The organism is Escherichia marmotae, from assembly GCF_002900365.1.
GTDB classification, from domain to species: domain Bacteria; phylum Pseudomonadota; class Gammaproteobacteria; order Enterobacterales; family Enterobacteriaceae; genus Escherichia; species Escherichia marmotae.
Genome location: NZ_CP025979.1, coordinates 4,525,127 through 4,537,445, shown reverse-complemented (window position 1 = coordinate 4,537,445; position 12,319 = coordinate 4,525,127). Strand labels below are relative to the sequence as shown.

Below are 12,319 nucleotides of genomic sequence, written 5' to 3'. Positions count from 1 at the left end.
GTTCTGCAAGAGGAAATAAGCATGGACTGGCTGGCTAAATATTGGTGGATTCTGGTGATTGTCTTTTTGGTGGGCGTTCTGCTGAATGTGATCAAAGATCTCAAGCGCGTCGACCATAAGAAATTTCTCGCCAACAAGCCGGAGCTTCCCCCGCATCGTGATTTCAACGATAAGTGGGACGATGACGACGACTGGCCGAAGAAGGATCAACCGAAGAAGTAAGCTGGAGGAGCCGGACAATGTCTGACCTTCAACCGTAGGCCTGATAAGACGCCTCAGCGTCGCATCAGGCACCATAGCCGGATGCGGCGTAAACGCCTTATCCGGCCTACGCACCTGGCACCTGTTTTTCACATCATTTCAATCACATCATTATCACCGGGCTTACCGCCGCTTAACGCTTCGTCGAAGTAATGTTTCGGAATGGTATAACGCAAGTGATCCAGGGCAAATTGCATACTGCGATTATCGATCGCATGCCCCAAATCTTCCACGATATCCAGCGTGACATCACCACCAGCGCTAATTAACGCTTCTTGTGCCGCAACCGCATGTGCCAGATCGATAACCGGATCTTCACCACCGTGAATCAAGTGAATTGTCGTGGCAGTAGATGCGCTTTCCGGCAGGCTGGCATAACGCCCGTTAAAGGCTATTACGCGTGAGGCAAGACCCGGTTCGGCCTTAATGCTCTCCAGCGCCATAATCGCCCCTTGTGAGAAACCGATCAGCGCCGTGGCGTTAGCCCCTACTCCGCTCTGTTTCTGCCAGTAGCGTACCGTCTCAATAAACGTCGGCATGATGGCATCTACCCTCGCCTGGCGATTTTCTTCCGTTATACCCTGCACCGAAAACCATTGACGCCCTGCCGGATTACCACTCGGCTCCGCGCCGCCGACACTCACCACCAGCGCATCCGGAAACAGCGGCGCAAACCAACTGCCGATTTCCCCCATCGCCACTGGATTATCCCCAACACCGTGGAAAAGCAGTAACAACTGTTGCGCTGGTTTGTCCGGACTTTGAACAACAAAATGGTCATGTTTCATGGCGAACTCCTTAACTGATGTCAGTAATTTTACGCCGCTGACTCACAATGACCATGAGAGAAAATTGAAGGAGTCAGTGAAAAAATTGCCATTGCGTTATGCCATCGCGCAGGCGTTCAGTGCGAACATCATCAAGTGCCAATAGCGCCTGCACGGCTTCTTCGCGTTGGCGGGACAGCAATGCCTTACGGCCTGAAAGTTTAAGTGTGGTACATAACCGCGCGTCGCTGACGCTTTTCTGCAAGCGTCCACGCAGCGCCGGTAACGCCAGTTCACTGGTTTGTAGCAGACGCGTTAAACAACCTAACGACGTTAAAAGCGGACGATGAGCGAAAGCAAAACCAGCCAGTTCAAGCCAGTCGTCGTCAGAAAGCACGGTGTCGTTTAGCCGATCAACCGGAATAGTTTCGCCATTCCACTGCGCGAGAATTTGCGCATCGCGGCGTAAACGGTCATGCTCACGCTCCGCCAGTTGTTTCCCCGCTTCGCTAACAGGTAACAGCGCTATCGCCGTATAACAGCCGCTGCTGGCTTCGCGATGGTTACCTATCCGCACCAGCACAAAACCACATCGTTGCCAGAAGCGCCATAATTCATCGGTGTAACCAAAACTCACAGAAAGATAATCGAGGTCATACGTATATTTCAGGGCGCTGACAATAAGCTGTTGTCCTATGCCTTCCCGTTGACGCGCCGGATGAACGGCTATCCGACTGACACGCCGCCCGCGTAATGTCGCCGCCAGTGGATTGCTGCCGTGCGCTGCCAGCGATTGAGCCACCAGATTTCCCCGCGGACGACGAAAACCGGCCCAGACCGCCTGACTGAGTTGTTCAGATAATCCGCCTTCATCCACCAACCATAGCGCCCCGGCGATCTCGTTTTCGCAAGTCGCCTGTAGGAAATGTTGCCCGGGTGCGTCCATCATCCGCCGTAAATCCAGTGGCGACGTCCGGTAGTGCGCACCAGACAATAATTGATAAACCTTTAACGGTGTTTCCGGCTCACTGCGCCATAATATCTGTTCAAATGGAGAAATGGTGATCTCGCCTTGTGGTGCGTGCGTGAAATTTTCATCGTCAAAAACCAGTGCCTCGCTGACCACTTTTTCCAGTGGACATCCCTGCGCCCAACGGATCGGTTGTTGCAATTCAAAACGTTGCAGATGCGGAAAACGAGCGCAAAATTTCAGCAAAAATCCGCGCCCGGTGCCTTCATAGCCCTGCACCGTAGTGGTTAACAAAGTACGCGGAAAACGCGATACCAGTTGATGCAGTAACGGTGCGGGAATGGCTGCAGCTTCATCGACCACCAGCCAGTCGGCTTTCTCATTGCTGGCTAATAATACATCTGGTGCCACAAAGCGATATTTCTCGCCCGCAAACTGTGCCAGCACATCCGTTGCGGCTTTCGCAGGCGCAGTAACAATCGCACGACCTGCGATACGGGAAATGAGTTGCCCCGCCAGTGCCGACTTACCGCGCCCGCGCGCAGCAGTTACCGCGGCCACGCCAGGCGGCATGGTCAGAAGCTGCTGTAGTATCCGTTGCTGTTCCGGCTGTGGTGCGCCAGTAGCGGGTTGCCAGTCAGTACGGGGAACAAAGTCAGCCAACGTTAGCGGCTGGTTTTGTCGCCAGAGAATAGCATCGTTCTCCGTCGTAAGGACGCATTTGAGATGTTGGACAAAATGTGGAGTAGTAATGGGACTGGAGCAATCACTCCAGCGCAGAGAATCGGCATCGGGATGGTTTTCCCATTCTTCCCATACAGGAAGCAACAAAACCAACCAACTTCCCGCTTTCAGTGTCCCACTAAGCGCCGCAAATGCTGCAGCATCAAAACCCTGGTGGGCGTCAAATACGGCATGACAGAACTCGCGCCCCAGCAAAGTTTGTAGCGCCGATGGCGTACAGTGGTTTTCAGTAGTTGGCTGCGGCGAAACCCACAACCAGTCACCGGGTAATATGTCACGCAATTTCAGTGCATGTTCACAGCACCAGCCCTCTTCCCCGCTCAACACCAACAAGCGGCGAATCCCTTCGCGTTTCATTTGCGCTGTTAATGTGTGTAGCGCAGTCAGTTCAGCCATCCCTGCCCCGAGAGTTAAATACTTTTACCGAAAGTATTGCATTGTGCCGGATCGCCACTATCGAAACCACGTTTAAACCAGCTATAGCGTTGTTGAGAAGTACCATGAGTAAAGCTGTCCGGCACCACCTGCCCCTGACTTTGCTGTTGTAAGCGGTCATCGCCAATAGCTTGCGCCGCATTCAGAGCCTCTTCCAGATCGCCAGTTTCCAGAACGCCTTGCTGCTGCATACTATGTCCCCAGACACCGGCAAAGCAGTCGGCTTGAAGTTCCATACGCACAGATAAGCGGTTCACTTCCGCCTGCGTCGCATTTTGTTGCAGTTGACGGACTTTCGGCTCGATACCTAACAGTTTCTGTACATGATGACCGACTTCATGGGCGATAACATACCCTTGGGCAAAATCGCCATCCGCGCCCAGCTTGTCTTTCATGTCATCATAGAAGGAGAGATCGATATAGACCGTGCCATCCGCCGGGCAATAGAACGGCCCCATAATGGACTGCCCGGCTCCGCAACCGGTGCGCGTCATCCCGCGATACATCACCAGCTTCGGTTGCTGATAAGTCTTCCCCATCTTCTCAAATTGCTGCCCCCAGGTATCTTCTGTGGTAGCCAGAATCACCGAGGTAAATTTTGCCGCTTCGTCTTCATTTGGGCTAATTGAACGCGTTGATTGCTGCTGAGAAACAGGTTGTCCAGTCATCAGCCCGGTTAAATCAACACCATAGTAGCCAGCGACCAGCACCACTACCAGTAAAATCAGCCCACCTTTACCGCTTGGCAGGCGAAAACCGGGACCGCCCATTGACGGACCACCAGAACTGTTTCGCCTGTCTTCAACATTGTCACTTTCACGACGCCCTTGCCAGCGCATAGATACCTCAACAATATATTCATTATAGTGATGATCGTAGGTGGTTCAGAGGAAGATTACCACAGGAAAACAGGAGGAAATGATGGAGGAATGAGCGTTCAATTCACGTCTTACAAAAGCGGTTGTCTTGCCGTGCCAACAGCACGGCAAGATGATGAGCGAAAAAATCAGTCCAGCTCTACACCCAGGCGGCGGGCGACGGCTTCATAGGCTTCGATCACGCCACCGAGGCTCTGGCGGAAACGGTCTTTGTCCATTTTCTCCAGCGTTTCTTTGTCCCACAGGCGGCTGCCATCCGGGGAGAACTCATCGCCCAGTACCACTTCACCTTTGTACAGACCAAACTCCAGCTTGAAATCGACCAGAATCAGACCGGCATCGTCGAACAGTTTTTTCAGCACGTCGTTCGCTTTGTAGGTCAACTCTTTCATACGCGCCAGGTTCTCTTTGCTTACCCAGCCAAAGGTTTCGCAGTAAGATTCGTTAACCATCGGGTCGTGCATTGCATCGTTTTTCAGGAACAGATCGAACAGCGGCGGGTTAAGCTCAATACCTTCTTCGATTCCAAGACGTTTCACCAGAGAGCCAGCGGCGCGGTTACGTACGACACACTCAACCGGCACCATATCCAGCTTTTTCACCAGACATTCAGTATCAGAGAGCAGACGCTCCATTTGAGTCGGGATACCCGCTTCAGCCAGTTTGCTCATAATGAAGTAGTTGAACTTGTTGTTCACCATACCTTTGCGATCAAACTGCTCAATGCGCGCGCCATCACCTGCTGACGTATCATTGCGGAATTCGAGCACCAACAGATCCGGGTTTTCCGTGCTGTATACGGTTTTCGCTTTACCACGATACAACTCAGCTTGCTTTTGCATCTTTATCACTCCTGGGTGTGAATTAACGTTTTAAAATCTTTTACTGTCTGGTGTGCCAGATGTTTTGTCGGATGCGGTGTGAACGCCTTATCCGACCTGTGTCCGACAAACAAATTTCGTGCGAATTAACGCTAAAACTGCGTTTTTCTGTCGACGCATACGTTTGCGTATCATATCAGAAAAAAGGGCCGGATGATTCCAGCCCTGTATTTTTACTTGCTAAACGCAGCCTGGAAGACAGATACCAGTGCGTCGTTTTGGCTTTGAGTCAGCGTATGACCTTTCGGATCGATGAACTGTAAGCTGCTGCGGTTATCTAAATCACCGACCTGCAGTTTATAGTCGCCGGATGCCAGGCCTGGATCGCGAGCGCCCAGTTCCTGCCAGTCGCTGTCAGACAGCGGCTTATAGGTCACGGCCATGCTGCCCTGCGAACGGGTGCTGTCGGTCACTTTCATGCCCACTTTTTCCAGCGCCGCTGGCAGACGTTGCCAAACCACGTTGAACGGCCCGCGAACAACCAGCATTGGTAAACCGGTGTCGTCAGCAGCACTTTGTACGTCCATGGTGGTGGAAGCACGATTTTGCGCTGCATTCGCCGCGTCAGTAACGGATTTATCCAGGCCAGCGGAAATGACGTTCATCATCTCCGCGCTGTAACGCTGCATGGAAGCCGCGTCTGCAACCGGTTTGCCCGCCTGCTCCAGGTTCAGCAGTTTCACCGTTACCGCCTGCTGATAACCCTGCGGTTTAACAGAGATTTGATAACGGCCGCGATACTGCTCGTCTTCGTCCAGACGGTTCCATTGCACCCAATCGGTGGTCAGCGTCTGACCGGCATCATCGCGTTGGGTTATGGTGTAGTTTTTCGCCTGCAGCACGCTAACCACCTGCGGCCACAGAGTATTGCCACGACCATTTTCTACCAGCAGTGAAGCGGTATCGCCCGTGAACTGGGTACGTGCGCCAGATACCAGCGCCAGCGGCTGGGCTGGTGGACGAATATCCAGTGCCTTACCGACAGCACCGCTACCGTTGGTCATCGGGATTGCATAATCACCGGAGGTCACCGGCAAAATCATGCCTGCCGGGGCATGAAGCTCCGCAAGCGGTGCTGCTTCCAGGTAGGCTTCATCACCACTTACCTGACGCTTATAGCGTGAGTCAGAACTACAGGCAGCGAGTAATAAAACAAGCGAAACACCCGCAACCTTCGCCAGGCGCGACTTTTGAACAGAGTAAGCCATCAAATCTCCCTAAACTTTACAGCAAACCGGCATGCTTAAGCGCCGCTCTGACCGTCTCACGACCATTGTCGGTGATTGGCGTCATTGGCAGGCGCAGCGTATCGGTCGCCACAAGACCCAGTTCCTTACATGCCCATTTCACCGGGATTGGATTGGGTTCGACAAATAGTTTGTTGTGTAATGGCATCAGACGCTGATTAATAAGGCGTGCCTCGGCAAAATACCCTTCTGCCGCCAGTTTGCACATCTGAGCCATATCACGCGCAGCAACGTTAGCCGTAACGGAAATAACGCCATGACCACCTAATTGCATGAAGTCCAGCGCGCTCGCATCATCACCGCTCAGCAGAACAAAATCGTCTGAAACCAGCTCTTTGAGCTGGTTAACACGTGTTAAGTTCCCTGTTGCCTCTTTGATTCCGATAATATTTTTTACTTTCGCCAGGCGGCCGACCGTTTCTGGTAGCAGATCGCAGCCAGTGCGGGACGGCACATTATACAGAATTTGCGGCAGGTCAGTATGTTCAGCGATGGCTTTGAAATGCTGATACAGACCTTCCTGCGATGGGCGGTTGTAATAAGGGGTTACCGTCAGGCAGCCAACGATGCCAGTGTCATTGAAACGCTGTGTCAGGTTAATGGCTTCCGCAGTAGCATTAGCGCCGGTTCCGGCAATCACCGGAATACGCCCGTCAGCCAGTTCCAGCGTCATCATCACCACATCAACATGTTCGTCATGATTCAGGGTAGCGGACTCGCCAGTGGTGCCAACAGAAACAATCGCCGAAGTACCGCTGGCGACATGATAATCAATCAGTTTTTTTAAGCTAGCCCGACAGACATTACCTTTTTCATCCATCGGAGTAACAATCGCGACAATACTTCCCGTGAACATGGGCCATCCTCTGTGCAAACAAGTGTCTCAATGGTACGTTTGGTATGGCATTAAAAGCAAGCAGACAGAACCGTTCTGATTGTTGTATGCATGTTTTTTTTATGCTTTCCTTAAGAGCTACTCTCCCCCTTGAAGGAATAACCGGTTTGACACTGTCATCGCAACATTATCTGGTGATTACTGCTCTGGGTGCCGATCGCCCCGGAATTGTGAACACTATCACCCGTCATGTCAGTAGTTGCGGCTGTAATATTGAAGACAGTCGCCTGGCGATGCTGGGAGAAGAGTTCACTTTTATCATGCTGCTTTCCGGTTCATGGAACGCAATCACCTTGATCGAATCAACGTTACCGTTGAAAGGTGCCGAGCTGGATCTGTTAATCGTGATGAAGCGAACGACGGCTCGTCCGCGTCCGCCGATGCCAGCATCTGTCTGGGTTCAGGTCGATGTAGCAGACTCACCACATTTAATTGAACGCTTTACCGCACTTTTTGACGCGCACCATATGAACATTGCGGAGCTGGTGTCTCGCACGCAACCTGCTGAAAATGAACGCGCTGCACAACTACATATTCAGATCACAGCCCACAGCCCGGCGTCTGCGGATTCAGCAAATATTGAACAAGCCTTCAAAGCACTATGTACAGAACTCAATGCGCAAGGCAGTATTAGCGTCGTCAATTATTCCCAACATGATGAACAGGATGGAGTTAAGTAATGAATCCACTGAAAGCCGGTGACATCGCACCGAAATTTAGCTTGCCGGATCAAGACGGAGAGCAAGTTAATTTGACCGACTTCCAGGGACAGCGTGTTCTGGTTTATTTCTACCCGAAAGCCATGACCCCCGGCTGTACCGTACAGGCCTGCGGCTTACGCGATAACATGGATGAGTTGAAAAAAGCCGGTGTTGATGTGCTGGGTATCAGCACTGATAAACCCGAAAAACTCTTCCGTTTCGCGGAAAAAGAGCTGCTCAACTTTACGCTTCTGTCTGATGAGGATCACCAGGTGTGCGAGCAATTCGGCGTCTGGGGAGAGAAGTCCTTCATGGGCAAAACCTACGATGGTATTCACCGCATCAGCTTCCTGATCGACGCTGACGGCAAAATCGAACATGTATTTGACGATTTCAAAACCAGCAATCACCACGACGTAGTGATTAACTGGCTGAAAGAACACGCCTGATTACTTTGCTCCATTCCGTGCTGGCTGCGCTTGCGGCCAGCACATCTCACATTCCGGAATGAAGGTTAATCTTGTGCGATTTGGCCATCGGGCCAGGCATGAATCACCGCTTTAATTAGTGTCGCCAGAGGAATGGCGAAGAATACGCCCCAGAATCCCCACAGCCCACCGAAGATCACCACCGATAAAATAATCACCAGCGGATGCAGATTGACCGCCTCGGAGAACAACACGGGAACTAACAGGTTACCGTCCAGCGCCTGGATAATCAGATACACCGCAAAGCAACTCCAGAATTCAGTGCCTGCTCCAAACTGGAATAGCGCCACCCCCACTACGGGAATAGTCACCACAAAAGCACCGATGTACGGGATAAGCACCGAGAAGCCGACCAGTACCGCCAACAGTAGTGAATAGTTCAGCCCGAAGAGTAAAAAACCCAGCCAGGTGGCTATCCCCACCACGATCATCTCCAGCACTTTACCGCGAATGTAGTTGGTGATTTGCTGGTTCATTTCCTTCCAGACCTGACCTGCCAGCCCACGGTTACGTGGTAGCACCCGACGAACGGCATTCAGCATTTGCTCTTTGTCTTTTAGCAGGAAGAAGACCATCAGCGGCACCAGCACCAGATAGACGGCAATGGTCAGCAATCCCACCAGCGAGGCGAGAGAGATTTTCACCACCGAATCGCCCATTGTGAGCATCCGACTGCGCATGTTGTCGGCCATCGCATCAATGATGCCCGCATCCATCAACGCCGGATAACGTCGCGGCAACGTGGCGGCAAAATCGGAAAGTTTATTGAGCATCCCCGGCATATCGCGGATTAAGTAAATACCCTGCTGCCAGGCAATAGGCAGTACCACGAATGCCATCAGTAGCAGGATGCCAACAAACAGAACCAGCACAATCGACGTCGCCCAACGGCGGGAACAGCCAATAGATTGTAGGCGGACGGTCGGCCATTCCAGCAAATAGGCCAGCACAATAGCCACCAGCAACGGCGCGAGTAGGCCACTAAAGAAAAAGATAATGCCAAAACCGGCAACTAAAATAACCAGCAAGGCAATCGCTTCCGGGTCGCTAAAACGGCGGCGATACCATTGCATCAACATTTCGAGCATAAAGACCTTCCCTGAACCTCAAGAGCGGGATTGCGATCCGCAATTGTATCGAAATGTCACAAAAAAGACTTCGCTTTTTATGACGGATTAAGGAAACTGAAAAGCCATTTGAGTGGGCTAATCTTCGTCGTTACACTCAAAGGCAGTGCGGTGGGAACGATATTTCACAGTATCGGTCAAATGACTATCTCCAGAAATACAGGACAGAGGTTATGTTCAGGCAGTTGAAAAAAAACCTGGTTGCTACCCTCATTGCTGCCATGACCATCGGTCAGGTAGCCCCGGCGTTTGCCGACAGCACAGACACCTTGCCGGATATGGGAACCTCCGCGGGAAGCACGCTTTCCATTGGTCAGGAAATGCAGATGGGCGACTATTACGTTCGCCAGCTACGCGGTAGCGCACCATTAATTAATGACCCACTGTTAACACAATATATTAATTCGTTGGGGATGCGCCTGGTTTCACATGCCAACTCAGTGAAGACGCCGTTCCATTTCTTTCTGATCAATAACGACGAAATTAACGCCTTTGCTTTCTTTGGCGGCAACGTGGTGCTGCACTCTGCCCTGTTCCGTTATTCCGATAACGAAAGCCAGTTGGCTTCGGTTATGGCGCACGAAATCTCCCACGTCACCCAACGTCACCTGGCGCGAGCGATGGAAGATCAGCAGCGTAGCGCACCACTGACCTGGGTTGGCGCGCTAGGTTCTATTTTACTGGCGATGGCCAGCCCGCAGGCGGGGATGGCGGCGCTGACCGGTACGCTGGCGGGAACACGCCAGGGGATGATCAGTTTCACTCAGCAAAACGAACAGGAAGCAGACCGTATTGGTATCCAGGTGCTGCAACGCTCGGGGTTCGATCCGCAGGCGATGCCGACTTTCCTCGAAAAATTGCTCGATCAGGCGCGCTACTCTTCGCGTCCGCCAGAAATTTTGCTGACGCACCCGTTACCGGAAAGCCGTCTGGCAGATGCCCGTAACCGTGCTAATCAGATGCGCCCGATGGTGGTGCAATCGTCAGAAGATTTCTATCTGGCGAAAGCTCGCACACTGGGGATGTACAATTCCGGGCGTAACCAGCTCACCAGCGATTTACTGGATGAATGGGCGAAAGGTAACGTCCGCCAGCAGCGCGCGGCGCAGTATGGTCGTGCTTTGCAGGCGATGGAAGCCAATAAATACGACGAGGCGCGGAAAACGCTTCAGCCATTACTGACGGCAGAACCAACGAATGCATGGTTTCTCGATCTGGCAACCGATATCGACCTTGGGCAAAACAAAGCCAATGACGCGATCAATCGGCTGAAAAATGCTCGAGATTTACGCACCAATCCGGTGTTGCAGCTCAACCTGGCGAATGCTTATTTGCAAGGTGGTCAACCACAGGAAGCGGCCAATATTCTGAATCGCTACACCTTTAATAATAAAGATGACATTAATGGCTGGGATTTACTGGCACAGGCGGAGGCCGCGCTAAATAACCGCGATCAGGAACTGGCTGCGCGAGCAGAAGGTTATGCGCTCGCCGGGCGACTCGATCAGGCCATTTCCTTATTGAGTAGCGCCAGTTCGCAAGTGAAATTAGGCAGTCTGCAACAGGCCCGCTATGATGCGCGTATCGACCAGTTGCGCCAGTTGCAGGAACGCTTTAAGCCTTATACCAAGATGTAATTCGCATTAAAGGAAGAACAATGACCAAACAGGTAAAAATCTACCATAACCCGCGCTGTTCAAAGAGCCGTGAAACGCTGAACTTGCTAAAAGAAAACGGCGTAGAGCCTGAAGTAGTGCTCTACCTTGAAACCCCCGCTGATGCGGCAACGCTGCGTGATTTGCTGAACATGCTGGGGATGAACAGCGCCCGTGAATTAATGCGCCAGAAAGAGGATCTTTATAAAGAGCTGAATCTGGCTGACAGTTCGCTTAGCGAAGAGGCGCTGATTCAGGCGATGGTGGAGAATCCGAAGCTGATGGAACGCCCGATTGTGGTCGCGAATGGCAAAGCGCGCATTGGTCGTCCGCCGGAGCAGGTGCTGGAAATCGTGGGTTAAGATGTACCCCTTCGGTAGCTAAGGCATATTGCCGGATGCGACGCTTGCCGAGTCTTATCCGGCCTACAAATACAATGAACTTGATTCGAGTAGGTCGGATAAGGCGCTCGCGCCGCATCCGACAATAAACGTCCCGTTTACAGCTTCAAAATCTCTTTCACAAACGGAATGGTCAACTTACGTTGCGCGGTAATAGACGCGCGATCCAACTGATCCAACGTCATAAATAGCGTGCGCATCTCTCTGTCGAGTCGCTTCAGCAAGAAACGTCCCACATCTTCCGGCAGTTCAAAACCACGCAAACGAGCACGTAACTGTAGCGCCTGCAACTTATCTTCATCAGAAAGCGGCTGCAATTTGTAGATCTGCCCCCAGTCGAGACGAGACGCGAGATCAGGTAATCCCAGATTCAACTGGCGCGGAGGGCGATCGCCGGTGATCAACAACCGCGTTTTGCCCGACTCCAGAATCCGATTGTAGAGATCGAAAATCGCCATCTCCCACAACTCATCGCCAGCAATACACTCAATATTGTCGATGCAGACCAACGACAAATGCTCCATACCGTCGAGCACTTCCGGGACAAACCAGGTGCGTTTATCCAGCGGGACATAACCCACCGCATCGCCACGCTGCGACAATTCCGCGCAAGCCGCGTGCAGCAGATGGCTGCGCCCCGCGCCTTCGCGTGCCCAGAGATAAATGTAACCGCTATGTTCCTGACGCAGCACATTTTGCAGCGCGGCCAGTAGAGAGGAGTTATCCCCCGGCCAGAAACTTGCAAAGGTTTCGTCGTCAGGAAGATAAAGTGGCAAAGAGAGCTGTGCCGGTGTGTTCAGAGATACCTCAACCAGGGATTCCACAAAATCGCGAGAAGTTTACCACAGAATTCCATTATGTTTGAACCG

Annotated in this window: 13 protein-coding genes; 5 read left to right on the top strand and 8 right to left on the bottom strand. The window is 52.2% G+C overall.

Translation table 11 applies throughout. The features are described 5' to 3' along the window. Positions 1-21 precede the first annotated feature (21 nt). Entirely contained in the window at positions 22-222 is a 201-nt protein-coding gene (locus C1192_RS23100) for a YpfN family protein (RefSeq protein WP_000383836.1), read from the top strand. Positions 223-350: 128 nt separating this feature from the next. On the opposite strand, the gene ypfH is transcribed toward C1192_RS23100, so the two are convergent. From ypfH to dapA, 6 genes are all read right to left on the bottom strand, one after another. Then, positions 351-1,049 carry an esterase gene (gene ypfH / locus C1192_RS23095; protein WP_038355474.1) on the bottom strand — a complete coding sequence of 233 codons (699 nt, stop codon included), beginning with the start codon at positions 1,047-1,049 and terminating at the stop codon, positions 351-353. A gap of 73 nt (positions 1,050-1,122) precedes the next feature. Beyond that, complete coding sequence (gene tmcA, locus C1192_RS23090) at positions 1,123-3,138, bottom strand: tRNA cytosine(34) acetyltransferase TmcA (RefSeq protein ID WP_038355475.1); 2,016 nt, start codon at positions 3,136-3,138, stop codon at positions 1,123-1,125. Between the two features lie 14 nt (positions 3,139-3,152). After that, the gene (gene ypfJ, locus C1192_RS23085) at positions 3,153-4,016 is read right to left on the bottom strand and encodes a KPN_02809 family neutral zinc metallopeptidase (RefSeq protein ID WP_001267513.1); all 864 of its coding nucleotides are present in this window, start codon (positions 4,014-4,016) and stop codon (positions 3,153-3,155) included. Between the two features lie 167 nt (positions 4,017-4,183). Further along, positions 4,184-4,897 (bottom strand): phosphoribosylaminoimidazolesuccinocarboxamide synthase, encoded by a 714-nt coding sequence (gene purC, locus C1192_RS23080; RefSeq protein WP_001516861.1) that lies wholly within the window; start codon positions 4,895-4,897, stop codon positions 4,184-4,186. A gap of 212 nt (positions 4,898-5,109) precedes the next feature. Further along, positions 5,110-6,144 carry an outer membrane protein assembly factor BamC gene (bamC, locus tag C1192_RS23075; RefSeq protein WP_038355476.1) on the bottom strand — a complete coding sequence of 345 codons (1,035 nt, stop codon included), beginning with the start codon at positions 6,142-6,144 and terminating at the stop codon, positions 5,110-5,112. 16 nt (positions 6,145-6,160) lie between these two features. Then, positions 6,161-7,039 carry a 4-hydroxy-tetrahydrodipicolinate synthase gene (dapA, locus tag C1192_RS23070; RefSeq protein ID WP_038355477.1) on the bottom strand — a complete coding sequence of 293 codons (879 nt, stop codon included), beginning with the start codon at positions 7,037-7,039 and terminating at the stop codon, positions 6,161-6,163. A gap of 146 nt (positions 7,040-7,185) precedes the next feature. Here dapA and C1192_RS23065 point away from each other — a divergent pair, with 146 nt between their 5' ends. After that, complete coding sequence (locus C1192_RS23065) at positions 7,186-7,758, top strand: glycine cleavage system transcriptional repressor (RefSeq protein WP_010378971.1); 573 nt, start codon at positions 7,186-7,188, stop codon at positions 7,756-7,758. Continuing rightward, positions 7,758-8,228: a thioredoxin-dependent thiol peroxidase gene (bcp, locus tag C1192_RS23060; protein WP_001068678.1), complete on the top strand. Its 471-nt coding sequence runs from the start codon at positions 7,758-7,760 to the stop codon at positions 8,226-8,228. The genes C1192_RS23065 and bcp overlap by 1 nt, the downstream gene beginning before the upstream one ends. 65 nt (positions 8,229-8,293) lie before the next feature. Here the strand turns inward: bcp and C1192_RS23055 are convergent, their stop codons facing one another. Then, positions 8,294-9,355 (bottom strand): AI-2E family transporter, encoded by a 1,062-nt coding sequence (locus tag C1192_RS23055; protein WP_000892035.1) that lies wholly within the window; start codon positions 9,353-9,355, stop codon positions 8,294-8,296. A gap of 212 nt (positions 9,356-9,567) precedes the next feature. Here C1192_RS23055 and bepA point away from each other — a divergent pair, with 212 nt between their 5' ends. Then, a complete protein-coding gene (bepA, locus tag C1192_RS23045; RefSeq protein WP_000489687.1) occupies positions 9,568-11,031 on the top strand; it encodes a beta-barrel assembly-enhancing protease in 1,464 nt (487 codons plus the stop codon). A 20-nt stretch (positions 11,032-11,051) separates the two neighbouring features. After that, the gene (gene arsC / locus C1192_RS23040) at positions 11,052-11,411 is read left to right on the top strand and encodes an arsenate reductase (glutaredoxin) (protein ID WP_000166463.1); all 360 of its coding nucleotides are present in this window, start codon (positions 11,052-11,054) and stop codon (positions 11,409-11,411) included. A gap of 137 nt (positions 11,412-11,548) precedes the next feature. Here arsC and C1192_RS23035 read toward each other — a convergent pair whose 3' ends face one another. Continuing rightward, positions 11,549-12,250 carry a DnaA inactivator Hda gene (locus tag C1192_RS23035; protein WP_001307333.1) on the bottom strand — a complete coding sequence of 234 codons (702 nt, stop codon included), beginning with the start codon at positions 12,248-12,250 and terminating at the stop codon, positions 11,549-11,551. Positions 12,251-12,319 lie beyond the last annotated feature (69 nt).

Excerpts from the sequence above, each read along its gene's own strand:
- bcp (WP_001068678.1), top strand. The coding sequence starts at position 7,758 with ATGAATCCACTGAAAGCCGGTGACATCGCACCGAAATTTAGCTTGCCG.
- bamC (WP_038355476.1), bottom strand. The coding sequence starts at position 6,144 with ATGGCTTACTCTGTTCAAAAGTCGCGCCTGGCGAAGGTTGCGGGTGTT.
- tmcA (WP_038355475.1), bottom strand. The coding sequence starts at position 3,138 with ATGGCTGAACTGACTGCGCTACACACATTAACAGCGCAAATGAAACGC.
- ypfH (WP_038355474.1), bottom strand. The coding sequence starts at position 1,049 with ATGAAACATGACCATTTTGTTGTTCAAAGTCCGGACAAACCAGCGCAA.
- C1192_RS23055 (WP_000892035.1), bottom strand. The coding sequence starts at position 9,355 with ATGCTCGAAATGTTGATGCAATGGTATCGCCGCCGTTTTAGCGACCCG.
- arsC (WP_000166463.1), top strand. The coding sequence starts at position 11,052 with ATGACCAAACAGGTAAAAATCTACCATAACCCGCGCTGTTCAAAGAGC.
- bepA (WP_000489687.1), top strand. The coding sequence starts at position 9,568 with ATGTTCAGGCAGTTGAAAAAAAACCTGGTTGCTACCCTCATTGCTGCC.
- ypfJ (WP_001267513.1), bottom strand. The coding sequence starts at position 4,016 with ATGCGCTGGCAAGGGCGTCGTGAAAGTGACAATGTTGAAGACAGGCGA.
- purC (WP_001516861.1), bottom strand. The coding sequence starts at position 4,897 with ATGCAAAAGCAAGCTGAGTTGTATCGTGGTAAAGCGAAAACCGTATAC.
- dapA (WP_038355477.1), bottom strand. The coding sequence starts at position 7,039 with ATGTTCACGGGAAGTATTGTCGCGATTGTTACTCCGATGGATGAAAAA.
- C1192_RS23100 (WP_000383836.1), top strand. The coding sequence starts at position 22 with ATGGACTGGCTGGCTAAATATTGGTGGATTCTGGTGATTGTCTTTTTG.